General features: G+C 53.9%; 18 protein-coding genes and 1 other RNA gene. 9 read left to right on the top strand and 10 right to left on the bottom strand.

Annotation, left to right across the window (positions count from 1 at the left end):
• Positions 1-207 precede the first annotated feature (207 nt).
• On the top strand, positions 208-3,057 hold the full coding sequence (locus GSQ86_RS20480) for a hypothetical protein (RefSeq protein WP_216841228.1): 2,850 nt from the start codon (positions 208-210) through the stop codon (positions 3,055-3,057).
• A gap of 18 nt (positions 3,058-3,075) precedes the next feature.
• Here GSQ86_RS20480 and GSQ86_RS20475 read toward each other — a convergent pair whose 3' ends face one another.
• Positions 3,076-3,885, bottom strand: coding sequence for an SDR family NAD(P)-dependent oxidoreductase (locus GSQ86_RS20475; protein ID WP_158752025.1), 810 nt, complete (start codon positions 3,883-3,885; stop codon positions 3,076-3,078).
• 212 nt (positions 3,886-4,097) lie between these two features.
• On the opposite strand from GSQ86_RS20475, the gene GSQ86_RS20470 reads away from it, so the two are divergent.
• Positions 4,098-4,889 carry an SDR family NAD(P)-dependent oxidoreductase gene (locus tag GSQ86_RS20470; protein WP_158752024.1) on the top strand — a complete coding sequence of 264 codons (792 nt, stop codon included), beginning with the start codon at positions 4,098-4,100 and terminating at the stop codon, positions 4,887-4,889.
• 139 nt (positions 4,890-5,028) lie between these two features.
• The gene (locus GSQ86_RS20465; RefSeq protein WP_158752023.1) at positions 5,029-6,219 is read left to right on the top strand and encodes a mandelate racemase/muconate lactonizing enzyme family protein; all 1,191 of its coding nucleotides are present in this window, start codon (positions 5,029-5,031) and stop codon (positions 6,217-6,219) included.
• Between the two features lie 20 nt (positions 6,220-6,239).
• Here the strand turns inward: GSQ86_RS20465 and GSQ86_RS20460 are convergent, their stop codons facing one another.
• From GSQ86_RS20460 to GSQ86_RS20450, 3 genes are read right to left on the bottom strand one after another with little or no spacing between them, the layout of a single operon-like run.
• Positions 6,240-7,418, bottom strand: a complete 1,179-nt coding sequence (locus GSQ86_RS20460) for a mandelate racemase/muconate lactonizing enzyme family protein (RefSeq protein WP_158752022.1) — start codon at positions 7,416-7,418, stop codon at positions 6,240-6,242.
• Between the two features lie 33 nt (positions 7,419-7,451).
• A complete protein-coding gene (locus GSQ86_RS20455) occupies positions 7,452-8,444 on the bottom strand; it encodes a transketolase family protein (protein WP_158752021.1) in 993 nt (330 codons plus the stop codon).
• A 5-nt stretch (positions 8,445-8,449) separates the two neighbouring features.
• Positions 8,450-9,235, bottom strand: a complete 786-nt coding sequence (locus GSQ86_RS20450) for a transketolase (RefSeq protein WP_216841227.1) — start codon at positions 9,233-9,235, stop codon at positions 8,450-8,452.
• Between the two features lie 415 nt (positions 9,236-9,650).
• Between GSQ86_RS20450 and GSQ86_RS20445 the strand changes: the two genes are divergently transcribed.
• The 5 genes from GSQ86_RS20445 to GSQ86_RS20425 all read left to right on the top strand — a co-directional run bounded on the left by GSQ86_RS20445 (position 9,651) and on the right by GSQ86_RS20425 (position 19,770).
• Positions 9,651-10,334 (top strand): GntR family transcriptional regulator, encoded by a 684-nt coding sequence (locus GSQ86_RS20445; protein ID WP_158752019.1) that lies wholly within the window; start codon positions 9,651-9,653, stop codon positions 10,332-10,334.
• A gap of 347 nt (positions 10,335-10,681) precedes the next feature.
• On the top strand, positions 10,682-13,978 hold the full coding sequence (locus GSQ86_RS20440) for a TonB-dependent receptor (RefSeq protein WP_158752018.1): 3,297 nt from the start codon (positions 10,682-10,684) through the stop codon (positions 13,976-13,978).
• A 176-nt stretch (positions 13,979-14,154) separates the two neighbouring features.
• The gene (locus GSQ86_RS20435) at positions 14,155-16,317 is read left to right on the top strand and encodes an alpha-galactosidase (RefSeq protein ID WP_158752017.1); all 2,163 of its coding nucleotides are present in this window, start codon (positions 14,155-14,157) and stop codon (positions 16,315-16,317) included.
• Positions 16,318-16,630: 313 nt separating this feature from the next.
• Positions 16,631-16,981, top strand: coding sequence for a PadR family transcriptional regulator (locus tag GSQ86_RS20430; RefSeq protein ID WP_158752016.1), 351 nt, complete (start codon positions 16,631-16,633; stop codon positions 16,979-16,981).
• Positions 16,981-19,770, top strand: coding sequence for an ABC transporter permease (locus tag GSQ86_RS20425; RefSeq protein WP_254062515.1), 2,790 nt, complete (start codon positions 16,981-16,983; stop codon positions 19,768-19,770). Before GSQ86_RS20430 ends, GSQ86_RS20425 begins: the two co-directional genes overlap by 1 nt.
• Positions 19,771-19,821: 51 nt before the next feature.
• Here the strand turns inward: GSQ86_RS20425 and ssrA are convergent.
• Positions 19,822-20,173: a transfer-messenger RNA gene (ssrA, locus tag GSQ86_RS20420) on the bottom strand.
• Positions 20,174-20,446: 273 nt separating this feature from the next.
• Here ssrA and GSQ86_RS20415 point away from each other — a divergent pair.
• On the top strand, positions 20,447-21,769 hold the full coding sequence (locus GSQ86_RS20415; RefSeq protein ID WP_158752015.1) for a Xaa-Pro peptidase family protein: 1,323 nt from the start codon (positions 20,447-20,449) through the stop codon (positions 21,767-21,769).
• Here the strand turns inward: GSQ86_RS20415 and GSQ86_RS20410 are convergent.
• The 5 genes from GSQ86_RS20410 to GSQ86_RS20390 form a co-directional block, all read right to left on the bottom strand.
• Positions 21,766-22,191: a type II toxin-antitoxin system VapC family toxin gene (locus GSQ86_RS20410; RefSeq protein ID WP_158752014.1), complete on the bottom strand. Its 426-nt coding sequence runs from the start codon at positions 22,189-22,191 to the stop codon at positions 21,766-21,768. The two genes, GSQ86_RS20415 and GSQ86_RS20410, sit on opposite strands and share 4 nt — an antisense overlap.
• Positions 22,188-22,421: a hypothetical protein gene (locus GSQ86_RS20405; RefSeq protein WP_158752013.1), complete on the bottom strand. Its 234-nt coding sequence runs from the start codon at positions 22,419-22,421 to the stop codon at positions 22,188-22,190. Before GSQ86_RS20405 ends, GSQ86_RS20410 begins: the two co-directional genes overlap by 4 nt.
• A gap of 65 nt (positions 22,422-22,486) precedes the next feature.
• Positions 22,487-23,671 (bottom strand): acetyl-CoA C-acyltransferase, encoded by a 1,185-nt coding sequence (locus GSQ86_RS20400; RefSeq protein WP_158752012.1) that lies wholly within the window; start codon positions 23,669-23,671, stop codon positions 22,487-22,489.
• 49 nt (positions 23,672-23,720) lie between these two features.
• Positions 23,721-24,299 (bottom strand): hypothetical protein, encoded by a 579-nt coding sequence (locus tag GSQ86_RS20395; RefSeq protein WP_158752011.1) that lies wholly within the window; start codon positions 24,297-24,299, stop codon positions 23,721-23,723.
• A gap of 2 nt (positions 24,300-24,301) precedes the next feature.
• Positions 24,302-26,770 (bottom strand): 3-hydroxyacyl-CoA dehydrogenase/enoyl-CoA hydratase family protein, encoded by a 2,469-nt coding sequence (locus GSQ86_RS20390; protein ID WP_158752010.1) that lies wholly within the window; start codon positions 26,768-26,770, stop codon positions 24,302-24,304.
• Positions 26,771-26,800 lie beyond the last annotated feature (30 nt).

Raw genomic sequence — 26,800 nt, 5'->3', positions numbered from 1 at the left:
AGTTGGACCTTCATTGGAGATGATAGTCATACGTTAAGTCAGGGAGAAGTGCAACTAGACCTTCGACTTCGCAGAGATCTAATCGAGGTCACAAAGCATTGGGTAGTTTATCCCCACACGGCAATTATTCGCGAATGGCTGACAATAGATAACTCATCACAGCAGGCGATACACATACAGAACCTCTTCTTTTTGAACACCCGGGCGATGGGAGAGAGACCGGACACCTTGGAATTGGCCTATGTGAGCGGTGGCGGCAACTTCAATGGAAGCCAGTTGTTAAAAACTGAGCGAATAAACCGCAATTATGCACGCACCTTCGACTCCAATGTCGGCGTGCAGACCGGAAATTACAGCGCATATCTGCCTCTTCTCATGCTTCGTGACATTCACGCAAACAACACGATGGCAGTAGGGTGGGACTACATGGGTCACTGGGCGTTGCATGCAGGAGACCAATCCGGCGAACAGGTTGGTGTAGCGATCCAGCTCGCGGGCTATGACGACTATCTTGCGCCCGGTGGTCGGCTCACTACCCCGAAAGCGTTCACCGCGGCTTTCAGTGGTGATCTTGATGATATTGGTAATCAGATTCTGGATTGGCAGTATCAGTTTCTCTGGGAGTTCACGAACCCGGAGTATTTTGGCAAAACGCGTTGGGCTGTCGATTGGCCCTCGCCATGGGTTGGAGATGGTGGAACTCCATGCGCGGATAATTGGGGACACCGCTTAGCTCTGGACCTGCGCTACACAGATCTTCTCCGCGAATGTGGCGGAGATATTCTGTGGGATGATGCTGGCTGGTACGATCGCTGGGGTGATTGGAATGGCCCTAATTGGCAAATGGCGACGGCTTATCTACGCAAACACAGTATGCGGTGGGTATTGTGGCAACCCACCTTCCTTGCGATACCCGAAAGCGCGGTGGCACAGAATCATCATGACTGGGTCATTCCCGGCCGAATGACATTTGAACAGTCAATCCATGAGACGGCAACGTGGCAGAAAAAACTTCTCGATGAGAATGTGTCCAAGTGGCAGGACTACCAATGGCGATATGACATAGCCCCTGCAGCCAGCATAAGCGATACAAAACTTTTGGCCGCCGATCAGAACTTCCGGGAGCTACTCGAGCAGTTCAAAACAAGTCATCCGCAAAGCGGAGTGGATGCCTGTGATGGAGGAGGCCGGTGGATAAGCTACGACATCGCCCGGTTGGCAGAATCTGGTGAATACACCGATGGCGGTGTCGGCCCATACAGTGGATACTATACGTCCCTGCTGGTTCCTCCTGACAAGCTTCATAATGTGAGCGACTTCGACCACACCTACTACAACGCCTCCAGCGATCGCACGCACTTGGCTCTCAACCCGACGTGGTATCGCGATCCCGGAGACGGCGAAGATCTTGAAGCCATTCGCAAGGACTGGGAAATTTATCGCTACCTTATCGCCAAAGGAGTGGCCGGTCGCTGGAGCCACATATTCCGACCACGTGTAAAGGGCGACGATCCTATCTGGTATTCGCAACGAATGAACCAAAATGGATCCAGCGGGCTCATCATCACCAAGCATGCCAAAATTGGCACTGAGTTTTTCTTGGTTAGTAAGCCAATGTCGAATTTTCAGGGCGATAGCTTTGAAGGCGGCCCAGCACAGATGACCCAAATATCAACGACCTCCGCAGTGACTTTGGATACTGGAATCTATGCAGACCCGATTGATGATGCTTATCGGTATTATGGTGTTCCAGGCGAAGTTTACGGCCCCTTGAATTTTCGTTACCAGACACAGGGCGGAGACAAATCTTACGCCACGCAGATATCGAAGCACGGTGTTACCAATCACGTTGGCACACGATTCTTCGGCATAGCATTCCAGACCGGCAATGAGCCAGTCACAATCTCTGAACTAGGACAGTTCGATCCCGGCAATAATCAAGGCACATATTCTCTGATGCTGATACGTGCAGCGGACAGCACGGTCCTTGGCTCAGTCACCTTGGACATGAGCCAGTCTCCTGTTGATTCTTTAGGCTTCAAATATGCAAAGTTAGCCAATCCTATCCGGCTCGAGCCTGGACTGGACTCTCCGATCACAATTTTCCCGAATGGACTGCAACTGGGTACGACCTACGATGTTCGGACTGACTATTCCGGACTACGTGAGCAGAGATCCGGCGCAAATCTTATGCGAGAGGGCATCACTCTTTCCCGTATTCCTCCAGGCGAATTGATTATGTTTAATCTACCCGACTATCCGGGATCGGGAATGAACAAGACAATCCCTGCGCCTCCCCTCAATGTCACTAAACGTGTCGGAACAAACCTGGGAACTCAAGGCATCGAGGTGGCGTGGTCGGCTCCATCTGAAAATGGTTGGATCTCCTACTATGAGGTCTTGAAAAACGGAAGCTTAATCGGTAAGACGGCCAAAGGCACGTTCTTCTTCGATCATTCGCCCACAGCACGCTATCAGATTGCTGCCAGGTATGAGGTACGAAGCGTAGAGGGAGACGCAAACCGCAGCGCGTTGGTTCCTGCCGATGAAATTCTGGGAGACTCAGAGACACATGATCCTCTCGGCGAGTTTGGACCATCGCAGGGCCGCAGCGGTTGGAAATACGAGCAGTCTTTCGACCAGAATATTTATGAGGACCTGACGTGGGAGAATGGCGGCTATGAAGGTTTCTGGGCCGGATCGGGCCTGGGACGGATTGGTAGAATCTGGGCGCAGGCTTCCGCAAGGGCAGAGATCATCAGAACGTTCGTTGTTTCAGCGAATGGCTCTCTGAGGATCTCCGGACAGATACAGAAGGATCCAAGCGCTGAAGCAGTGTTTCCTGTGTCGGTGCGAATTGAGCATAATGGCAAGCCAATCTGGCCTGCATCCGGATGGTCGACTGTTCCGGCGTTTGGCGCTCCCGCCTCTCACACGATTGAGAACATAGCTGTCCTACAAGGAGACAGCATACGTTTCGTCATCAAGCGCCTCGGCGAAAACCGGGCTGTACCAATTATTTGGAGTCCGATGATCCAACTTACGAGCAAGGGCTAAGTAGACGAACCAAGATCATCAACTCCTTTTTACCAGGGTTGCGCCGCCATCCACCAGCAGCGAAGCACCTGTCATGTAATCCGAATCACCGCTGCAGAGGAAAGCATATGCATCGGCAACAGATTCAGCGGTTTGCATTTCATTGAGAGGAATCGCGGCGGCAACACGATCGCGAAACGCTGGGTCAGCATCATGAAGCTTTTTGCTCAGTCCCGCGTAGACGATACCGGGTGCCATCGTATTTACGAGTACACCGTCAGATGCAAGCTCCTGCGCCATCACCATTGCCATCATTCGCAAAGCCGCTTTGCTTGCTATGTAAGATGTGCCTTGCGGAAAGGGCATGTCCTGGACCCAACTTCCGGTGAACAGCACCTTTCCCCGAACCCCGCGTTCAGACATAGTTTGGGTAACCATAAGCCTCGCTGCCGCTTGAGCAAGATGAAAGGCGCCGAAGAAATTGACCTCCATGGTCCTTCTCAGATTTTCCGGATCCAATTCTAGGAATTTTTCATTGGCGACCATACCAGCGTTTGCGATCGCTACGTCGAGACGGCCGTGCGTCTCAACTATTTTTGCCAACGCAGCATCGACGGAGGCCCGATCAATTACATCGCAGTACAAGTATGCGACCTGTCCATTATTCGAGAGGTCTTCGGCCAGATTGTCCTTTGCTGCTCGATCGAGAAGAACAACCTTAGCACCTTCTCGCGTGAGGCGCCGCGCCGTGGCCTGGCCGATGTCTCCACATCCACCAGAAATGGTCACCACCAAACCCGATAATCGCTCTATATTATTCAAACGTTCCTCGTTTCTTCTTGCGATCAAAGCTATGTCGAACTCACCGTTTAGATGCCCCGCTGTGTCCCTCAAAGGATGATCAAACCGTCGAACACACACTTCTCTTCATCTATCCACTCAAATATAAGACGCATACTAAATTGTCAACTATTTAGTTGACAATCGACAGGGCGAAGGCTAGCATTCGTCTTTAAAACTTGCCTGGATTCGATGGCACCAAGACTGACATTTATAAAAATATGACCTCAGAACATTCCTCTATCACAGGGCAGACCGTCCTAGTAACGGGAGCCGGCCAGGGACTCGGCAGGGCAACTTGTTTAGCGTTCGCGCGACGTGGAGCAAGGATCGCTCTGGTAGACATCAATGAAGGAACTTTGCACGATGTGCGGGAAGAGCTGAACAATAGTGGCGCCGAATGCACTGTGATCGTCGGCGATATTTCCTCTCCTGGCGCGCCTCAGCGGGTCATTCAACAAGCGCTGGATCGGTTCGGAGTTCTCAATGTTTTAGTAAATAATGCGGCTGTCTCATCTGTGGAATCACTTCTTGATGTAACAGAGAAGGAGTGGGACAAGGTATTCGCTGTTAATGTAAAGGCGCTTTTCTTCCTTCTTCAGGCAGCTGCTCGAGTCATGAAAGAGGCAGGCGGCGGAAGAATCGTAAATGTGTCTTCGCCCGCCACTCGTATGACGTTGACGAACTATACCTCTTACGCCACATCCAAAGCCGCGGTCGATTACATCACTCGCACCGCAGCTGCTGAGTTAGGCCAATATGGCATCACCGTAAATGCGATTGCACCAGGCCGGATGGACACGCCTATGCAACGTGCCACCGAAGAAGCGAATGCCGCAGCAGCAGGTGTGGATCTGCAGACTCATATGCATTCGCGCACGGTCGACATCCCAATGCGGCGCCGCACTACTCCAGAAGAGGTAGCGGAAGGGATTGTCTGGCTGGCAAGCCAAACTGCCTCATACGTGACGGCTAATCGCCTGAATATTTCCGGTGGCCTGGAACTGGATTGAGGCAAGTGTGATCCCGTTAGGGAACGAGTGGAATACACAGGTGCAGTTCCTGAATGCGGGGTTGGAGTTTCATCTGTTGTGATTAGGTGCACCCGGACTTGAACACAAGCGGGACTCGCAGAGCTACTGTGGAGACGAGATGCAAGTCGTTAAGATAGAGACCATACGCAATGCTGCGCATCCTCACGTTCTCTGGGTCCAGATTCATTCAGACGATGGGCTCGTCGGGCTCGGCGAAACCTTTTATCTTCCCAGTGCGGTTGAAGCGGTCATACATGACGCCTTCGCCGGCTTTGTTTTTGGCCGGTCCGCTTATGACTTGGAAAGCATCTGGGATCAGATTTTCAGCTACTGCAACTTCTTCGGCTATGCCGGGGCTGAAATGCGTGCGTTATCCGCGATCGACATCGCATTGTGGGACCTGCTTGGACAAAAAGCCGGACAACCAATCTTTAACCTGCTGGGCGGCAAGGTTCGAGATGACATCCTGATCTATAACACCTGCGTCGACAGCGAAATATATCGAGACCAGGAGGCATTCCTGGAGCGACCAGCTGCGCTGGCGAAGGATCTTCTATCACGTGGCATAACCGCTATGAAGATATGGCCGTGGGATCGCTTTGCTCCCTTGCTGCGGTCGACCACAATCTCCGGGCCTGCGGGACAAACTGCAATGGGACCTTCGGGCTCATTCTTGTCATCACGCAATCTGGAAAGCGGCCTGGCAATCGTGAAGGCTATTCGAGATGCAGTCGGCAATGAAATGGAGATATTAATCGAAGGTCATTCACGCTGGGATCTCAACTGCGCAGTTCGTATCGCTAGGGCTCTGGAACCGTATGGCATCCTAAGCATGGAAGACATCATGAAACCGGATAGCATAAGAGATCTATCCCGGTTAGTATCGGAGACGCGGGTGCCGCAAAGCGTCAGTGAACGTCTATTCACGCGATTTGCTTTCAAGGAAGTGCTCGAAGCAAAAGCAGCACATATAATCATGCCCGATATCGTATGGACCGGCGGCATAACAGAGGCACGCAAAATCGCGATTTTAGCGGACGCTTTCCATTTACCAATTGCCCCTCATGATTGCACTGGCCTTGTTACCATTTTTGCGAACATGCACTTATGTGCCGCGAGCACGAATGCAATGATTCTTGAGACTGTGCGTGGATATTATGAGGGCTGGTATAAGTTGGTCTATACAAATAACGTTCAGATTGAAAATGGACGGGCCTTATTCCCCTCAGTTGCTGGCCTCGGCACAGGTCTGAAAGCTGAGTTCCTTGCAGATGCGCGGACGTCTACTCGAACAACCTGCTTGTCCTGACTTTCAAATATTTAAGGTACTTATCTCGCGGTTTCAGGAGAGCTCTCCTGGCCGAGACGCTTTTCCCATCCCTCGCGATGAATGTTGAGATACGCGGATGGATTATACGGGTGCTCTCGGGCGACATCCACATTGAGCTCGACACCGAGTCCCGGACTCTCAGGCAGACTCAGATGTCCATTCGTTGGATCAAGTTTGGGTGCCCACGTAACTAGATTTCGAGTCCACGGCTCATTGAATGGATCAAAATGCTCCTGTATTAAGAAATTCGGCACGCATGCTGCAAGCTGGAGGCACACTGCCGTTGCGACTGGGCCACCGCTTTGATGCGGAGCGACCCAACTGCCGTGCGCCAATGCAAGATCTGCAACTGACAGGGTGTTCGAGATGCCGCCCAAACTCATCGGTTCAGGTTGAAAAATGTTTATCCCACCACCTGCTGCCAAGGTAAAGAACTGGCCGATTGTGTCATACATTTCACCCGTAGCCACTCGGATGGGACATCGCAACGCTACCGAGTTCGCCGGTGCCTCTCGCTCGCGAGTCGTGGGCTCCTCCCACCAGTAGATATCCAGTGGTGCCAATTTGTGAGCCGCGCGTAGCGCATCCGTTTCCGTAAACCTGGCGTGAACATCGATCAGTATCCGCAATTCTGAACCAAAGCGAGAACGAAGAGCGGCGATGATCTCATAAGCAAATTCCAGCTCATCGCTTTCCACAAAATCGCGGGCCAGTCCGAATGGGTCAAGCTTGAGCGCTTTGAAACCCTTTGCCACCGCTTCTTCCGCAGCTTCTACAAAGTCTTTAGGCGATCGCTCACGGCGATACCACCCATTGCCATAACCGAGAATCGAGTCCCGGACTCTGCCGCCGAGCAGTTGATAGATTGGAACGCCGAGAGATTTTCCCAGGATATCCCAACATGCAACTTCAACAGCGGCGACTGCCGTGCGATGAATATGCCCCCCATCGAGGGAGACGCTTTCCATCAAAGACTTCGCGATAGCCTTCACATTTCGTGGGTCTTGGCCAATGACGAGGTGTTCAAGCTCGTGAACGGCGGTTTCCGTCGTTCGAATAAATCCGTTGAGCGTGCCTTCTCCGACGCCATGCAGACCGTCATCAGTGTGCACAATGACGAAGAGCCAGTTCTTCCAGCCAGCGCCCACCGCAATCGTGTCAATGGATGTTATTTTCATGATGGTTTCTAACCCCATGCTGCTGAACGGCAATTAGCTGCGGACCAGTTCCAGCGCGGCCGCAGAGATGCTTGTCGCATCTAGCTGGTACCGATTTATCAGATATGGAATAGAGCCGCTGTCGCAAAACACGTCCGGAATTCCGATACGCCGCATTCGCACCGGGATACCGCCATTCGTAACTGCATCAGCTACAGCGCTTGCCAGACCGCCTGTGATGACATGATTTTCGGCGGTCACCACGCGCGGAACACGGCGCAACAGCGAAATGATGCTTTCTACATCAAACGGCTTGAGCGTACTGACGTGCAGCAGTGCAGCTTGTATGCCTTGCCCAGCCAGTTGATCCACAGCCTTCAGTGCGCGGGCTGTCATCAAGCCTGTGCTGATAATCGCGACGTCATTGCCGTCGCAAAGCAGCTTTGCCTTCCCTAGTTCAAATTGATACCCCGCGGGATCTAGAGTAACCGGGACTTGGCCTCGCAACAACCGCATGTAGACTGGGCCGGGATGCTCCGCGATCACAGGGATTACTTGTGCCAATTCGGTAGCGTCACAGGGATCAATCACAGTCAGATTAGGAATCGATCGCATGAGAGCCAGGTCTTCAATACCTTGGTGCGTACCTCCGTATCCGGTCGTCAATCCAGGCAGGCCGGCAATGATCTTCACATTCGCTTGCCCCAGGGCCGCTCCGATCGCGATAAAGTCATAAGCTCGCCTCGTCGCGAATACACAGTAAGTCGTGGCAAAAGGAATGAAGCCAGTGCGCGCTAATCCAGAGGCCGCACCAATCAGGTTCTGCTCTGCCATCCCCATTTGAAAGAAACGTTCGGGAAATCGTTCAGCGAATAAGTGGATATCGGTATATTTGCCAAGGTCGGCGGTGAGACCCACGATGTGCGGATTCGTTTCGGCAACCCGAATCAGTGCAGTCCCAAAGGGTGCATTTTCGGTTTTCTCCGCACCATATGTATCAGAGCTGAGAATGTTGCCGGTCACTCCAGGCGTTGAGAGCTTCGACATATTGTTCACGAAATCCTCTCGTCGCCGGAGGGCGTCATACCACTCTCAAGCTGCTCGCGGAGCGCGCTCCACTCGCTGGCATCCACGCGAATGAAATGATTCTTTTCCCGCTGTTCAAAGGCTCGTACGCCCTTGCCCATTAAAGTATCGAGGACGATCGCATGCGGTTTTCCGTTCACTGTCTTCGCTCGATCGATAGCGTCAACCAGCGCACCAATGTTGTTTCCGTCGATTCGTTGTGTGTCCCACCCAAAGGCTTCCCATTTCTGGTGGACTGGCTCAACGTTCAGCACTCGGGCAGGCGGTCCGTCTGCCTGCTGATTATTGCAATCGATGAAGGCGAAAAGGCCATCCAGGCTATAATGTGCCGCCGCCATGGCGGCCTCCCAGGTAGCTCCCTCCTGCAATTCTCCATCGGATAGAAGAGTGAATATGCGTGCCTGTCTTTTATCCAGCCGTAGACCCAACGCCATTCCAACAGCCTGCCCGAGTCCGTGGCCCAACGATCCACCGGTCATTTCGAAGCCGGGAGTGATTTCGCTGCCGGACATCTCCAGCCTCGATTCGTCGGCTCCGTAGGTATCCAGCTCATCGATCTCGATCACGCCTGCCTCTGCGAGGGCTGCGTACAGTCCAATCGAGTAATGCCCGATAGAAAGCACGAAACGGTCCCGATCGGACCACTTTAGATTTTTGGCGTCATACTTCATCTCGTCGAAGTACAGAACAGCCAGCAAATCGGCAATTCCCAACCCTTGTCCCACATAACCTTGGCCTACTCGTTCAGCCATGCGGAGCACGTGCCTACGCAGCGATAAGGCCCGGTGTTCCAGAGATCTGATTTTAGATTGCGGTTCTGAAGTTTGCGCGTTATTCATCACTGCTCGCGATCAAGGAACATTTCCTTCGCTCTGACTGTCGAGTGGCATTGGCATCAATCTTCAGAGCAAAATCTAGGGTACTAACCTTGCCGGCTTTTATGCTGACATCGAACTTATAGTGGAAAGTAAACTTCAATGTCAAGACAAAATTGACGACAATTATGTTGACATTATGAGCGATTAATAGGCCAACAGGTAAGAAGGCCCACGCCGGCATTCTCTGTCCTCTTCCAGATAGGGATTCTTCAATCGAGATGATTCAGACGAGAAGTCTCGCAGCAGTAAACGTTCCGGCTTTCATCGGAATTGTGCTAGAAATAGAGGCGTGCCAAAAACCAAGGCCAAATCAAGCGGTGGTTCGGCGACGGAACGAGTCGAGGCTTACATTCGAGAGGCAATACGCTCCGGCATGCTGAAGCCACGTCAACGATTGACAGAAGAAACCTTGGCGAAGACGCTGAAGTGTAGCCGGGGCCCAATCCGCGAAGCTATTCTGCGTTTGCAGCGGGATGGCCTGCTTGAAACACGACCTCGACGTGGCACTTTTATACCTGACATCTCTGCTGAATCAATCGAGGTCGTCTTCAGCATGCGCGGCAAACTCGAAAGTCTCTGCGTACGCTACATGCGCGAATCAATGACGCCGGCGAAGGAACAAAAGCTGAATTCTATTCTCGCCGAGATGAAGGCTGCCACCAACGAGGAGAACAACGAACGCTTTCTCGAAGCTGATCTTCTTCTTCACCATACCGTGTGGCATTTTTCAGAACGTGAACAATTGGAACGTACGCTGTCGAATGTTATGAATGCCAGGATCTTCTTGATCGCGAGAACTTTTTCAAGCAGGTTGCCGATTCGTCAGAGATACAGAGATCACGAAAAGTATCTCAATATTGTTTTGCGCACCCCTCTCACGCGCGTTGAAGCTGCCGTTGAACGTCATTTTTCAGAATTGCACGAACGAATTTTTGGCGGACATTCTGCCAGGCAATTGATTGCATCTCTCTAAACATTCCGGCTTCTCCGCAAAATAAAGAGCGCGTCTATATCGAGTCATCGACCTAAAGCGTATTTTGCGGGAAATCAAACTCCAGAACTCGGCGCCTCTCTCCTCATCCAACTCATTCTTAATGCTTTAGAAGTGAGTGTATCTTTTATTGTCAACAATGTTGTTTAAATTCATGTTGACACTTGCTTGAAAAGTGAGATAACTTTCGCGACGCTAGGCTAACGCTCCACATCTTGCCTTGCCTCAAAGTTTCTGGACGGCTTTTGCGATTCTCAAATCCAGCAACAATGCGGATGAGGCATTACTAGACGGGGCCACTCCTAAAACAGCTTCCAAAGGAGACCACTATGAACACGGCCTTGTTTCGTTTCGCAGTATTGCTAGCATTTCTATCAATTGCCAGCATTGGCATTCTAGAGGCGCAGACAGCGGTTACCGGAGCCATAAACGGCTCTGTGCGGGATCCTGCGAATGCAGTTGTGAGTGGGGCAAGCGTTGAGGCTACGAATACAGCTACAGGGGTATCTGATCAAGCACTTACCAATTCGGCCGGGCTCTATCGCTTTCCTAGCGTTCTTCCGGGAGTTTACTCGATCACAATCAAGAAGGAGGGCTTTGAGCAGTACTCCAGGCAGGATATTAATATCCAGGCGGGAACGGTTGTTCCGTTGGACGTCGTCCTGCCGGTCGGCTCGACAAGCACTACCGTCACTGTTTCCGGCCACGCCCCTGTCCTTCAAACAGACACAGTAGAAGTCAGCCAGACCATACTCCAGAAACAGATCGAAAGCCTTCCAACTTTCGGCAACAACATCACCCGTTTGTCGTTGCTCGCTCCCGGCGTGTCCATGGCTTCTGGTCAGCTCGATCTTCATCCTGAAAATTCAGGCGAAGACTTTAACGTCAACATCAATGGCGGACAGACTAACAACAACGCTCACATCCTGGACGGCGTCGAAAATACGGAAGCGATTCAAGGCTACTCTTTGCTGGTGCCAACAAATGCCTCGGTGCAGGAAGTGAAACTCACGACCAGCAACTACGATGCAGAATACGGTAGCGTGAGCGGTGGAGTCTTCCAGGTAACAACCAAATCGGGAACGAATAGTTTTCACGGATCAGCCTTTGAGTACTACCGCACTGCAGGATTCTTTGCGGCGGATTCTTTCAGCCAGCCCAACGGCGTTCCAGGCAACGTCTGGAACCAGTTTGGCGGAAGCGTTGGCGGTCCGATCAAGAAAGATAAGCTTTTCTTTTTCGCCGACTATCAGGGAATGCGGAATAATCTTTCCACGTCCAGCCTCTACACGTCACCCCTTCCCGCGTTCAGAAATGGAGACTTCAGTTCCGTCGCTGCAACCAACCCAATCTATGACCCAGCAACAGGCAACCCTGATGGAACCGGGCGTACGCAGTTTCCCGGCAATGTTATTCCAGCAAATCGAATCAGTCCCGCCACAGCAAATCTTCTGGCGCTGCTACCCTCCCCCACCGATCCTTCGGTAGCGGACAACAACTACGCAATTTCTCGTCCAGGCATCTTCGACCAAAATCAGGTGGATGCGCGTGTCGACCTTTTTGCTACCCCTAAGACTCTCGTCTTTGGAAAGTTCAGTTACTTCCACGCACACTTTCTCACGCAGAATGTATTTGGCTCGCAAGGAGGCGGACCACCACTGGGGGGAATTCCGAATTCGGGAGATTCAACGGACGACGTATACAGCGCAATGGTGAACTATCAACGCACCTTTTCTCCATCGCTACAACAGGATTTCCGCTTCGCCTTTTCGCGAATCCTTATATCGGAATTACAGCTTGACGCAAGTCAGGATCTGGCAACTCAGGTAGGCATTCCAAATATCAACTTGGGCACCGTCTACACCAGCGGCCTGCCGACGCTGAACGTCGATGGGCCGACGAGCGCCTTCACCATGGGAGATATAGGACTTCCTTTCTTTGAGCACGAAACTAACTTGGAGTTTTACGACACATGGATGAAGACCGCCGGACGGCACGCCTTCAAATTCGGTGGAGACTTTAAGAAGTTTTACGGAATTCGGACTGACGTTAGCGGGCGCGGTTCTTTTGATTTCTCACAGAACATCACCGGCGACCCAGCCGTGTCGAATTCGGGTCTGGGCCTAGCAAGCTTTCTGCTTGGCCTCAGTGACAGCTTCGGCAGAGACATCACGCTGATCCAGCCTCAGGAAAAACAATGGAGGCTATCCTTCTTCGGCGAAGACACCTGGAAGGTTGGTCCACGCTTTACTTTATTGCTTGGAGTCAGATGGGATTACACCACACCTATCTATACGCCGGATGGCGAGAGTGTGGGAAATTTAGATCTCAACAGTGGCAACGTTCTATTGACGAACCTGGCTGGTAAATATGCTGGTGTAACGACTCTAAAGACCGAGTTTTCCCCGCGCGTCGGTGCGTCTTATCAGTTATTGAGAAATACGGTCATTCGCGGAGGGTACGGACGCAGCTATTTTCTCAATCCCTACGGAGCCGCTTTCGGGACTGAGGGTTGTTGCTGGCCGATCAAACAGAGTCAGTCGTTCAGTCCTACAAATTCGTATGGAGCCTTGCCTTTTACGCTTGATCAGGGACCGGGTCTACCTGCCCCGCTCCCTTCTTATCCATCCAACGGCCAGATTCCACTTCCAAATGGCTTTTCGCAAATTTTTCCCGGTACCGGGAACTATCCTCACAGCTACAACGACGGCTGGAATGTAACGGTAGAGCAAGTGTTTCCGCACGATTTCGCCTTCACCCTTGCGTACCTGGGGAATATTGGCCGCAATTTATGGGACAACATAGATGTGAACGCTCCCATTCCGGGTCCAGGCGCATTCAATCCGCGTCGGCCATATTTTGCGAAATTCGGCTGGACAACAGGAGAAACTCAACGGAGCAACGAACTTGCCGGCTACCCGGAACTTAAAAGTAACTACAACTCGCTACAAGCCACGATACAAAAGCGTTTTGGCGGCGGCATCAATTTACTGAGCAATTTCGCATGGGCCAAATCGCTTGATGAAGGAACATTCGGGCCTCAGAACCAATTTGACTTTGCGAGCAACTATGGGAATTCCGACGCTGTGCGGCCTTTCTCGTGGGTAACTGCTGCCGTTTGGGATCTTCCATTCGGGCATGGCCGGCTGTTCGCCAGCGACCTAAGGGGCCCGGCGCAAGCCATCGCTGGCGGATGGATTCTTAGCGGAATTTTCAATTTTGAGGGCGGTTTATTTTTTACGCCCACGCTCGCTAATAACGCTTCGTTGAATTCCACGATTGGTCTAAGACCAAATCGCATCCGCAGCGGTCAGGTATCCAATCAGAACCGGCACGAATGGTTTGACCCAACTGCGTTTACCGTTCCTGATTTGTATGTCTACGGTAACTCTGGCCGTAACATCCTCGCCGGTCCGCACTTCACTGCCGCCGATTTATCCTTGCAAAAGGCTTTTGCCTTCACGGAAAGAGTTCATCTGGACCTCAAGTGGGATGCGTTCAACGCCTTGAACCATCCGAATCTTGCAAATCCCAATGCAAGTGTCGATACCAGCACTGCAGGACAAATCACAGGCATCGTTGACTTTAGAAGACGCATGCAAATTGGGGCTCAATTGACCTTCTAGCTTGTTTCCAACGAACGATATGTGCCTCGGGGTACAAGCCGAGGCACATATCGCTTATATCTGCTTAGCCAATCGTGACACGCAGTACGTATGGAAATTACATGTGGAATATGGGCATGCGAAATTTCCGTTCGCTACCAGATCCCATTAATAGATAAGCACATCCGGGAGTTACCATGTCAGATGCTTTCAAGCCGACCGACATACGCAGGCGCGATCTCCTCAAATTAGCGGGCAGTAGCGTTCTGCTCTCAATGCTGGGCGCGCGGAGCGCGACCGGGGCTGCAGTCGACAATGATGTAACGTTCGTCTCTGACGAGCTTTCGCTCACCTTACATTTCACGAACGGAGGCGCTCACCAGCTTCATTCTTTACGCAACTCGAAAACAGGTTTTGAATGGATTCGTGCGGGTACTTCAATGGACCCGATCTTCACAGCTGCGGCAGTCCCCGCGTTAACGTGGAGTTCTTCACCCGGTGAACACAAACACGAATCTAACGGCGATCGCCTTGAATTCATCTCTAAGGGCAACAACATTCGTGCGAATGTGGCTCTGCAAACCTTTTCGCATGCTCCTATCATGGAGTTCCAAACCGAGTTTCACAATATATCGGGGACTTCGGTCCCGGGTGTCACAGCTTTTGGCCCATTCCGTTTCGCGCTTCGTGACGATCTCGGACCGTTGCAGGTGCACGCTCTCCGGCGCAATCAGTATGGTCTTGAATCGATTCCCGTCAATGGGCTCGTGAAATTGTCAGGTGGAGCGTGGAATGCCCCCGAGTATGGTGGTCTGTTGCTGCTTGAGGCTGTTGGCAAAGACGAATTTCTCCTGATAGGCATCGAGTGGGAGCGCGGTTGGAGTTACCGCATTGAGAAAGAAGGCGATGGAACCTGGCTCAGCATCGATGTCACGGACCTGACTTACAACCTTGCCTCAGGTGAAAAGCTCCCCGCGCCTCGGGTGTTTCTTGGCCTGTCTCATGGTGACCTCGATCACGCGTTTCTTACCGCACGGCATTATATGCAGGAGCATGTCTTCCCTGCCCCTCTCCAGAATTGGCCATGGGTTGTATACGACTTCTGGGCGACAGATGCGGAAGGAGTAGAGGAGGGCCTTCTGCGCGAAGTAGCGTTTTCGGCCAAACTTGGAATTGACGTGTTCAACATGGATGCCTCCTGGTATCTGGGCTCATCGAAGAAGGGTACTGGGGACTGGGGATGCGGCCTAGGCAATTATGCCGATGATCGCCAAAAGTACCCCAGTGGACTCGCTAACATCTCGCATCGTGTGCACGAAGCGGGAATGAAATTCGGCCTGTGGGTGGGACCGAACGTTGCGGATAGCCGTATAGTCGGCACAGAGATTCCCAAACAATGGATCGCACAGATTGATGGAAAGGATCAGACGCTTCAGCCTTCGGGGTGGGAAAGCTCTGTGCATCAGGTCTGTTTGGGCTGTCGCGAGTATCTTGATTTCCTGAAGAAAGAATTAACTCGCATTGTCCGAGATTTTGATCTCGATTGGCTCAAATGGGATAACTCAGGGATTCCCGCAAGTCCGGCCGGGTGCAATCGCGCCGATCACGGGCATCAAGCGGGTGATGGAGGCTACGCCGCGCTCGTCGGACAGTATGAGGTATTCGATCATTTGCATAGCGTCTTTCCGAATCTTGTGCTGGAGCAGTGTGGATATGGGAGCAGGCTCGACTATGGATTAGCCCGAACAATCAGATCAAATTGGCTAAGCGACGCTAGTTACCCGTCAGATCTTGTTCGCAACAATGCCAGGTTGGCAAGTTATCTTTATCCCAGTGCTGACAACGGCGCGTGGATCGTCTCCGAAGACGAGGACCTCGCGCGATACGCAAGCGATCCTGCAATGTTGGACACCATCTTCAGAAGCCGCATGATGAGCTTATTCGGCTTTGGCACCATCAACGGACAATTGAAGGAGAGAGTATCTCTTTATCCGGAAACTGTGCTCGAGTCTGCGCGACGGCATGTTGCACTATACAAACGCTATCGCCACCTGTTGCAGCATGACTGCTATCATTTGCTGCCCTCCGGCAATACAAAGGAAGCCCAATGGGAAGCAGTTCAGTTCATCTCCCCCTCCAGGAAGGAAACGGTCATCCTGGCATTTCGTGCCAAAAGCGCACAAGAGACGATACAGCTTCCACTCCAGGGACTCCTAGAGGATGCGATCTATGAAGTGAATTTCGAAAACCCATCTCGGCCAGCCTTAAAAATGCAGAGCCACGATTTGCGTTCAAAAGGGATAAGAATTTCGCTGAAGCGCCCCCACATGTCGGAAGTTATTTTCCTGCGAACGAATTGACCTCTATCTTGCTTGAAACATCGAAACAGTGAGAACCCGATTTCTTCGTCGAGTGGCAACGGTGTACCGCTCATATTCGCAGAGCGTCATCACTGCTGGGTAGAAATCGAAATTGGGGCCCTATAGCACTGGAGCTCAACGCGGTCGGCGCAATTTCTCGGATAGTTTCCCATACTCTGCCTTTCGCGGACGAGGATTCAAATATCTTCAAATGACTGGCGAATCTCTTACAGAGAGCCGCCCGCCGCGCATTGACACGGCGGATATACCTTGATCTTCTACATCTGGCGATGTATATGTAGAAGCAATAGGCATGAAGAAGACAGACGACAGGTTTGATCTTCCGCAAGGCACGCTCGACCTTCTCATCATGAGGGTTGTTGCGTTTGGACCCATTCACGGCTATGCCATCGCGCAAAGAATCCAGCAGATCTCGCGCGACGCACTCCAGGTCCAGCAGGGATCCCTCTATCCAGCGCTCCATCGCCTCGAATATAAAAAGTTGCTCAGCTCCCGTTGGAAGCCCTCAGAGACTGGCCGGGAAGCCAAGTTCTACGAGCTCACTTCCAAGGGACGAACTCATCTCACGGTTGAAACCGAAAACTGGACGCGCCTGACCGACTTAGTGAGCCTCATTCTCGAGGGAACGCTGGAGGGAATCTGATGGGCTGGTTACGGAGACTTTTCTTTCGTGAACGATTGGAGGCCGATCTGGACAAAGAGCTGCGCTTCCACTTCGAATCACAGGTCGCCGACAAAGTTCGTTCCGGCATACCGGAGAGCGAAGCCCGTCGGCTCACACGAATCGAGTTCGGCGGGATCGAGCAGATTAAGGAAGACTGCCGCGAGCGACGCGGAACCATGGGGCTTGAGTCGCTATTGCAGGATGTTCGCTACGCCCTTCGCCAGTTGCGCAAATCACCTGGCTTTACGCTGACGGCGGTGCTGACTCTGGCGCTGGGCATTGGCGCAACCACCGCGATCTTCACGCTCGTGCAGCAGGTGATGTTGCAATCGTTGCCGGTCAACAGACCGGATCAGCTTTGGCGCATCGGCGATCAGCCCCACTGCTGCGACTGGGCAGGATACAGCCAGGACAGCGACGGCGAGGCGGGCAACTGGAGTCTCTTCTCGTGGGAAGCATACAAGCTATTCCGCGCAAACACGCCGGGACTCCAGGCTCTGGCAGCGCTCCAGGCGGGTAACATGCCGCTGGGAGTGCGACCCTCCGGCTCATCGGGACCGCCGGATAAAGCGAATGGCCAGTATGTCTCCGGCAACTTTTTTCAGACTCTGGGTGTTTCCGCCTGGCGCGGAAGGCTGTTCGTCGACGCCGACGACCTGGAGGGCGCGCCCCCGGTCGCGGTGATGAGTTTCCATGCCTGGCAGGAGAAGTACGGCTCCGATCCGTCGGTGGTGGGATCCGCATACCAGATCAACGGCCGTGCATTTACGATCATCGGAGTGGCCCCGGCAGGTTTCGTTGGGGCGAAGATGACGAGTTGGGGCCTGCCGGATATCTGGATGCCGCTGGCGACCGAGCCGTTAATGTTGGGGAAAACGGCGCGAATTAAAAACACGCGGACCGATTGGCTGGACTTGATCGGGCGACTGCGCCCCGGAACGAATCCGAAAGCGCTCCAGGTGCACCTTCAGGGTGAATTGCAGGGCTGGCTGGCCAGCCACTTGGCAGACATGAGTCCGCAGGAAGAAGCTGTGTGGCAGAAGCAGACGCTCCGCTTATCGCCTGGAGGCGCAGGTTTCTCCATTTTGCGGAGGGATTACAGTGAGAGCCTGCTGTTGCTTATGTTCACGGCCTGTTGTGTGCTACTGGTGGCCTGCGCCAACATCGCCAACTTGCTCTTGGCCCGCGGGCTGAAGAACCAACGACAGACGGCAGTCCGCGTGGCGCTGGGCGCATCGCGCCGGCGCCTGGTGAGGAATGCGCTGCTCGAAAGCGTTACGCTGTCTCTGATCGGCGGAGCGGCCGGTGTGGCTGTGGCCTGGGCGGGGGCCAGGTTGATCCTTTATCTCGCCTTCCACATGCTGGAGCGAAGCACCTGGATCCCCGTGCAGGCCACACCCTCAACACTGGTTCTGCTGTTCGCACTGGGAGTTGCTGTGCTCACCGGAGTGATCTTCGGGATCGCGCCCGCGTGGATGACCTCGCACGCCGAGCCGGTGGAGGCCATGCGTGGCGCCAACCGTGAGGTGGGAGGTGGCCGTCATTGGGCACAGAAGGCGCTGGTCATTGCGCAGGCTGCGGTATCGCTGGTGCTGCTAAGTGCTGCCGCCATGCTGGGAGGCAGCCTACAAAATCTGGAGCACCAGAACTTCGGGTTCGATCCGGATGGCCGCTACCTGGCTTCAATTGGTTCGCCTATGCTGGCGAACTATAAGCAGGAGCAACTGGTCCCGCTTTATCGTCAGATTCAAGACCGGTTAAGTGCTCTTCCCAGAGTGCGCAACGTCAGTGCCGCGACCTATGCACCGATGGCCGGCAATCAATGGGGCCATGACATTCGAGTTCAGGGCAAACCAGAGCCCGGCCCGAAGGACGATGTGTCCGCCGACTGGACCCGCATAACCCCCGGGTTCTTCGATACCATTGGCGCCAGAATGCTGGCCGGCCGCGCCATCAATGAAGATGACAATGCGAACGCGCGGCACGTGGCCGTCATCAACCAAGCCTTTGCCAGGAAGTTTTTTGAGAACCAAAACCCCGTTGGCCGACACTTCGGTCCCGCTTCGGTGGGGAATGCGGGAACCTATGAGATTGTGGGCGTCGTCCAGAACATCCATTACGTGACCTGGGGCTTCAGAGATCCAGCCCGTGCCATGTACTACATCCCCCAGGCGCAAACCGTCCAGTTCGATCAGCCGGATCTTCAGAGCGATGAGCTTTGGTCGCAAAACCTCTACAACATTGTGATCTGGGCGCCGGAGCATCCGGCGAACATGCTTATGCAAGTGAAGAAGGTGCTGAGCGAAGTCGATCCAAACTTGGTGATGTATGACGTTCAGTCATATTCGCGAGTGATTCAGGGAACATTCGATCAGCAGAATATGATTGCCAGCCTTACCTGGCTGTTCGGCGCTGTTGGCCTTGTGCTGGCTGCGGTTGGCCTCTACGGCGTGACCGCATATGGCGTGGAGCAACGCAGGAGCGAGATTGGCGTGCGTATGGCGCTGGGCGCCGATCGCGGCTCAGTGGTCGCTATGGTGCTGCGCGAAGCGTTCTGGCAGGTCAGCATCGGACTGGGGATCGGCATTCCGGCGGCAAGTGGGACGGGATATCTCATGACCAGCCAGCTCTTCGGGGTTACGCCGTGGAATCCATTGCTGTTGGCAGGTACCGCTGTGCTTCTCGGATCGGCAGCGCTGGTCACCGCGGTAATCCCAGCGCGTAAGGCAGCCAGCACCGACCCAATGCAGGCACTACGTAGCGAATGATCCGCGCGTGAATAATTCAAATTAACTATATGAAAATAAGCTACTTAAATATGGTGGAGGCGGCGGGAGTCGAACCCGCGTCCGAAATCGTAGTCAACAAAGAGACTCCATGCTCAGTCGCGTTCCGGTAGGTTTCGCTTTGCGCGCTCAGAACGGACAAGATGCGCGCATTGCTAGTCCGTGGATCTCATTCCTATGACCCGTACCCAGCCATAGAAACCAGCCTGCTGTGCGACGTCCTCTCGCAGCCCGCAGACAAAGCCGCGGAGGACGGCAACTTAGTTAATTAAGCTGCGTATGCCAGTTGATGATCGGCAATTATCATTTTCCGGGCGATTACGGGTGCCCAGCCCCCGGCATGCCTCTTTGCCGCAAACAATCCCGTCGAAACCGTGACGCCCCCATCTGTGGAGCAGCTTCGTGGAGTTTGAAGCTTTTCAAAGAACTGTTTCTATCCTACTCCTTTTGTAGTGTTTCTGCCCGCGCGCTCTTCCCGGCATGTTATGTCTAAATTCCTCATCTTATAGAAGTTGCATGCATCCTATTCTCGAACTATCCCCAAAAATACGAAGCGCCCGCATTTAGACGGGCGCCTTTCCAGGAAGAGCTTAAATCGCTTTGATGATGACAGGCGTGTCAACTGTAGGCCCCAAAATGAGCTTGTGTAGGATGGGATATGTTTTCCCGACGGAATTTCCTTCTTGTTTCTTCTGCTGCCGCATTTCTTTCGTTGCGCCGGGAGGCGCATAGCCAACGCAGAGACGATACCTCCGCTACGCCTGGTCCGGTTCCTTCTGCGATCGCCGCCTTAACCGATCTCTCCGGACGGGCAAAGCCCTTCACCAACGACGAGCGACTGGCTCGCATCGAGCGGGCGCGGCAGTTGATGTCTGCCAACAAGATCGACGCCATCATCCTGGCGAACAGCGCTACCTCTTCCGTCTATTTCGCCAATATCCGATTCTGGGGCAGCGAACGCTTCTGGGCACTGGTGATTCCCGCCAAGGGCACACCTTTTGTGGTCTGTCCGGCGTTTGAGGAAGACCGAGCGCGGGAACTGCTCAGCGCAGGACCTTTCGCAAAAGATGCCGACATTCTGACGTGGCAGGAGGATGAAGATCCATTTTCCCTGACAGTAAAAGGCTTGAAGGATAGAGGAATATCGAGCGGTACCGTTGGCCTGGAGGAAAACATGAAGTTCATCTTTGCGGACAGCCTAGCCAAAGCTGGCCCGCAGTTGCACTTCGTCAGCGCCGTTCCAGTCACAGCAGGTTGCCGCATGATTAAGGACCAGCACGAACTCGACTGCATTCGTCTTGCCTGTCACGCGACGCTAGTGGTTTATCGCGCTGTTTATCAGTCACTGCGGGAAGACATGACGACGAAAGACGTCAACCGCCTGATTCACATGGGCTATCAGAAGGTTGGTTTTCCAGGCGAGGCCAGCCTGAATATAGGGGAGTTCACTGCCTCGCCGCACGGTTCGGAGCAGCCGCAGACGATCCGAGAGGGCACAATTCTCATGCTCGACGATGGCTGCGAAGTAGAAGGCTACACGTCAGATATCACACGAACCTTTGTACTAGGCAAAGCGACGGACAAGATGAAGAGCGTCTTCGATATTGTGCATCACGCACAATCGGCTGCTTTGGCAGCGGCAAAGCCTGGGGTTCCGCTGGCGGATGTGGATGCGGCGGCGCGAAAAGTGATCGTCGACGCAGGATATGGGCCGGGCTTCAAATACTTCACCCACCGTCTGGGTCACGGCATGGGCATGGATATGCACGAATGGTCATACCTGGTGAAGAACAATATGTTCGGATACGACCTGCATCCCGTCCTGAAACCGAATATGGTCACAAGCAATGAGCCGGGGATTTATATTCGCGGTGAATTTGGCGTGAGGCTCGAAGACGATATGCACATTACCGAGAACGGCGCAGAGTTATTTACGCCGCAGAGCCCATCGCTGGAAAATCCATTTGGGAATGTGTCTTAAGAGGTCTTGAGCCCAACTGCTTTTGCAAGTTTCTTCTGGCGATCGTCAAAGGTCCAGAAGCGTTCGGCTCCTAGCTCGAGCGCGGTAGCTACATGCAGTGTATCGATGGTGCGCGTCCCGAGAGTTGCTGTGTGCGTTCGCGCTAGGTCGATGGCGATTGCGTACACCAACTCGGGCTGGTTCTTCTCACTCCACAAGCCGGCGCGACGATCCTGCTCGAAATCGAAATAGATTTGCGTTGCATTCCGAGGAGTAATTCTGCGACGGAAGACGTTCTGCTCGATGGAATGCGCAAATTCCAGCAAATGAAGTGATGTGTAAATAAGCCCTGGATTCGTAGCGAAAAGCCGATCCGCTTCCTGCGAATGATCATCGGTGAGATAGATAGATACAACGAAGCTGGTGTCTGCGTAGACTCTCAATCGCGATGGCGGTCCTTAAGGAAATTTTCAACAGCATTCAGATTGAGATCACCAAAGATTTTCCGACGCCGCCGCGCGAAATCAGGCCATTCGATTTGCTTTGGCTCTTCATGTTCAGAAACAGGCGTAATACGAGCAAAAACATGCGTCCGGTTACGAAGCTCAATAGATTGCCCGGCACGCAATATGGCTTGCAGCCTGCGAGTATTGCGAAGCTCACGGATGGTCATGGATTCAGTCTTGGAAGCCATAGAGACAATGTGTCACAAGTTGTGGCACATTGCAAATGTCCACCCTAGTTCAAATTCTCGAAAATTCCAGCGGCGCCCATTCCCCCGCCAACGCACATCGTCACCAGTCCATAGCGAAGATTCCGCCGCTTCATTTCGTGCAAAATCGTCGCAGTCAGCTTAGCCCCCGTGCAGCCGAGTGGGTGGCCAAGAGCAATGGCTCCCCCATTGACGTTTACTCTTGAAGGGTCGAGTCCAGCCTGCTGGATCACGGCTAACGACTGAGCGGCGAAGGCTTCGTTCAGCTCGATAATGTCGATCTGATCGAGAGTCAGACCAGCCAATTTCAACGCTTTGGGTATGGCGAAGACCGGGCCTAGTCCCATCTCTTCCGGGAGACATCCTGCGGTCGAAAAGCTGACGAACCTTGCCAGCGGTTTCAAGTTGAGCGCCCGTGCGCGCTCTGATGACATGATGATGGTGGCTGCGGCTCCGTCGGAAGTCTGCGACGAGTTCCCTGCCGTCACTGTCCCTTTTGCATGGAAGGCGGCCTTGAGCCTGGCCAGCGCTTCGAGCGAAGTGTCTGCGCGAGGGCCTTCATCTTTCTTAAATTCGCTGGTCTTTACTTCGGGCTTGCCCGGGTTTTTCGTCGGGGTTGAATTTGTCACTGTTACAGGCACAATTTCTTCATCGAACTTCCCCGATTGCGATGCGGCAAGCGCCTTCTCGTGGCTCTTGAGCGAAAAATCATCGGCCTGTTCGCGGGTGATGCCGTATTTTGCGGCTACTCGCTCGGCCGTAAGACCCATCGATAAATAGGTGTCCGCATAATGATCGATCAACCAGGGATTTGCGCTGACTTTGCTGCCACCCATCGGCACCAGGCTCATCGACTCCGTGCCGCCGGCAATCATCACCTCGGCGGAGCCGGAGCGAATGCGGTCAGCCGCAATGGCGATAGATTGCAATCCCGAAGAACAGAATCGGTTGATCGTCATGGCCGAGGCTTCGACCGGCAGGCCAGCGCGCAGACTGGCGATGCGGGCCACATTCATTCCCTGTTCCGCCTCGGGCATCGCGCAGCCCATGATGACGTCTTCGATTTCCTTAGAATCGAGCGCGGGGACTTTTTCAAGCGCGCCTTTGATAGCAATGGCGGCGAGGTCATCAGGACGAGTGAATGCCAGCGCTCCTTTCGGAGCCTTGCCGACTGCGGTGCGAACGCTGCTGACGATGACTGCATCTCTCATGAATTACCTCTCACTTTTTGGAATAGCGATAAAGCGTCGCATCCCTGTTTCACTCCGTACCTTCCAGCGTCATCCACGTACCGTTTTTGAAGTAATGGATGACGGATGACTTTTCTATGTGCGCATCTTTGATACCGTCATGATCGAAAGGGCCGTAAGGTTTGTTAACCAGCGTCTCTTCGATCGTAGTTGGCGATGCGGTGTCGATTCCGCGAGCGTAACCCAGCACGTTGGTCGTGTCATGAGGGTCAGCGGTCTCGGTATTCTCTTGCGAGGCGATCTCTCCCGGTTTCGCAGCGGAGCCAGACCAGTAAATAAGCAATGTCGTCGTTCCATTCCGCGAGCAGAGAGCGGCCCAGTCGGAAGAGCCCTTCTGCCGAAAAGAGCCGTGAACGATGTTCTCAGGCTCGTGCGCTTCGTAACTTTGCGGGATGAGGCATCGGCGTTTTTCGAGATCTGCAAGCACGGGCGCGGGAAGTTCAGCGAAGCTGGCGGGTGGAAGCATGCGAAACGCATAGGACTGATCGCCTTTGTGGACGCGGAGGACCTGTTCCGCATCCTGAGCGGCAACCATACTCGACGCGGTGATGAGCACGGTGCCTATAACGAGCTTACTGCTTCCCTGCATGTTTAGTTCCTGAGCGGCTTTCCAGTTTTGAGTGTGAAGGCAATGCGCTCCTGCGTTTTGCGCTCGCCGCAGAGTGACAGGAATGCCTCGCGCTCAAGGTCGAGCAAGTATTGCTCAGTGACAAAGGTTCCAGGGGTAATGCTGCCTCCGCACAAGATGCGAGCGACAAAGTTTGCGATTTTTACATCGTGGTCGCTGATGTACTCGGCCTGCCGCATGAGATGTACGCCAAGCCTTAAGGTGGCAGCAACCTGATCGCCGGGCACAGGGATCTGAGTGCGCGGAGTGGGAGCGGCGTAACCGGCTTCGGTGAGATAGATGGCCGTCTCGCGCGCATCAAGCAGCAGCCGCTCGCGGTGCAGAGTGATCTTGTCGGAAGACTTCAGCAGGTCGAGACTGCGTGCTTCTGAGGCAGATGTGGAAACCTTGGCCATGCCGATGGTTTCAAAACGCTGCTTGAGAGCTTCCTGCAGTTCAGAGGAGAAGGCGAATCGGAGCGGCGCGTCCATGGGGCTGATCCCGGATTCAATGGCAGCTGCATCGACGGCATGAAGCGCCATTTCTTTGGTGCCGCCACCTGCGGGGATGAGGCCGACTCCAGCTTCAACAAGTCCCATGTAGAGCTCGGCGTGCGGATGACGTGCTGTGGCGTGAAGCGAAATTTCGACACCTCCGCCGAGGCAGAGGCTAAAGGGCGCGGCCACAACCGGGCGTGGGCAAAACTTAATAGATGTGGTCATGCGCTGAAAGGCGCGGACGGCGAGATCGACTTCGTCCCAGTCAGCCTCCTGTATGGCGAGCAATAGTTGCATTAGGTTCGCGCCGACGGAAAAATCGGACGCGTCACCGGAGATGACGAAACCGCGAAAATTGCGAACGGGCTCGCTGTCGGGATGAAGCGTTTGCGTGATGAGCGAGACGATATCGTCGCCGATAGCATTCTTCTTCGAATGCAGCTCGATGCAAGCGATGCCTTCGCCTATGTCTACCAAGGATGCACCCGCGTTTTTGCGGATGACTCCGTTGGCGCGTTTGAAGCTTGAGATGCTGGCGATACCTGCCGGTTTCTGAATGGCCTGGTAGCCGCGCGAGGCCAGAACGAATTCTTTGCGTCCCTCTTCGGCGTCGATGTACCAACTTGTTTTTCCTGATGCGAGGAGAGTTTCAGCCTGAGGGCTGACGTGTTCGTTGCGTGCACGGAGGCGTTCGACGCTCTGAGGCACTCCTACGGCGTCCCACATTTCGAAGGGACCCAACTCCCAGTTGAAGCCGGTGCGCATAGCGCGGTCAATGGAACTGATGTCGTCGGCGATTTCCGGCAGGCAGTCGGCGGCACAGTTCCAGATGCGGGTGAGGAGCATCCACTGGAATTGGCTGGCTTTGTCTTTGCCGGGGCCGTTGCCAATAAGCACTTGCAGGCGCTCCGGCAGAGCTTCAGCGTTCTTTGCCATTTCAAGCGACGGAAATTTCGGCCGTTGCGCCGGACGATATTCGAGTGTTTTCCAGTCGAGTGCGAGGCGGTTGTTTTTCGGGTCGGGCGCGTCGGGGATTTTCTTGTAGAAGCCCTGACCGGTTTTGTCGCCGAGCCACTTATTCGCCAACATGCTTTCGATGAATTGCGGCAGCCTGGTGGCGGCTGCGTCTTCGGCTTTGGTGCTCGAGAAGTTGCGGGCCACGTGAGCGAGCACGTCGATGCCAACCATGTCTGCGAGGCGGAAGGTTCCGGTGCGCGGCCAGCCGATGCTGGAACCGGTAAGCGCGTCTACATCTTCAATGGTGAGGTCGAGCTGCTGCATCAGGTCAACGGCGGTCAACATGGCAAAGACGCCGATGCGATTGGCGATGAAGTTCGGCGTGTCGTGCGCGTAGACGATGGACTTGCCCAGGCGGCGGTCGGCGAAATCGGCAATGGCTGCGATCGCTTGCGGGTTGGCTTCGGGAGTCCGAATGATTTCGAGCAGGCGCATGTAGCGCGGCGGGTTAAAGAAGTGCGTTCCGAACCAGCGCGCACGGAAATCTGCGGGCATCTTTGCAGCGATGGATGCGACAGGCAGGCCGCTGGTATTGGTGGTGATGATGGCGTCGGGACGGAGATGCGGCGCGATCTTTTCCAGAAGCGCCTGCTTGATAGCGAGGTCTTCGGTGACGGCTTCGATGATCCAATCGCAGGACTTTAATTGGGCGAGATCGTCTTCAAAATTACCAATGGTAATGAGGCTGGCGCTGGATTTGTCGTAGAAAGCGGCGGGTTTGGCTTTCAGCAGGCCCTGCAGCGCTTGCCCGGCGATTCGGCTGCGGCTGGCTTGATCGGCTCCCGCGGGAATGATGTCTAGAAGAACGACCGGGAGGCCTGCGTTGGCAAGATGGGCGGCGATACGTGAGCCCATCGTGCCTGCTCCGAGCACGGCGCAGCGGCGGATGAGGGGAATCATAGCGACCGTGGAGGGTGCGTCGGCGACAGCGGTGCTCATCAAAAGGGCTCCTTGCAGTGCGGGCGCAGA

This window comes from Acidobacterium sp. S8, from assembly GCF_009765985.1.
Classification (GTDB): Bacteria; Acidobacteriota; Terriglobia; order Terriglobales; family Acidobacteriaceae; genus Alloacidobacterium.
This window is presented reverse-complemented; position numbering and strand designations above follow the sequence as displayed.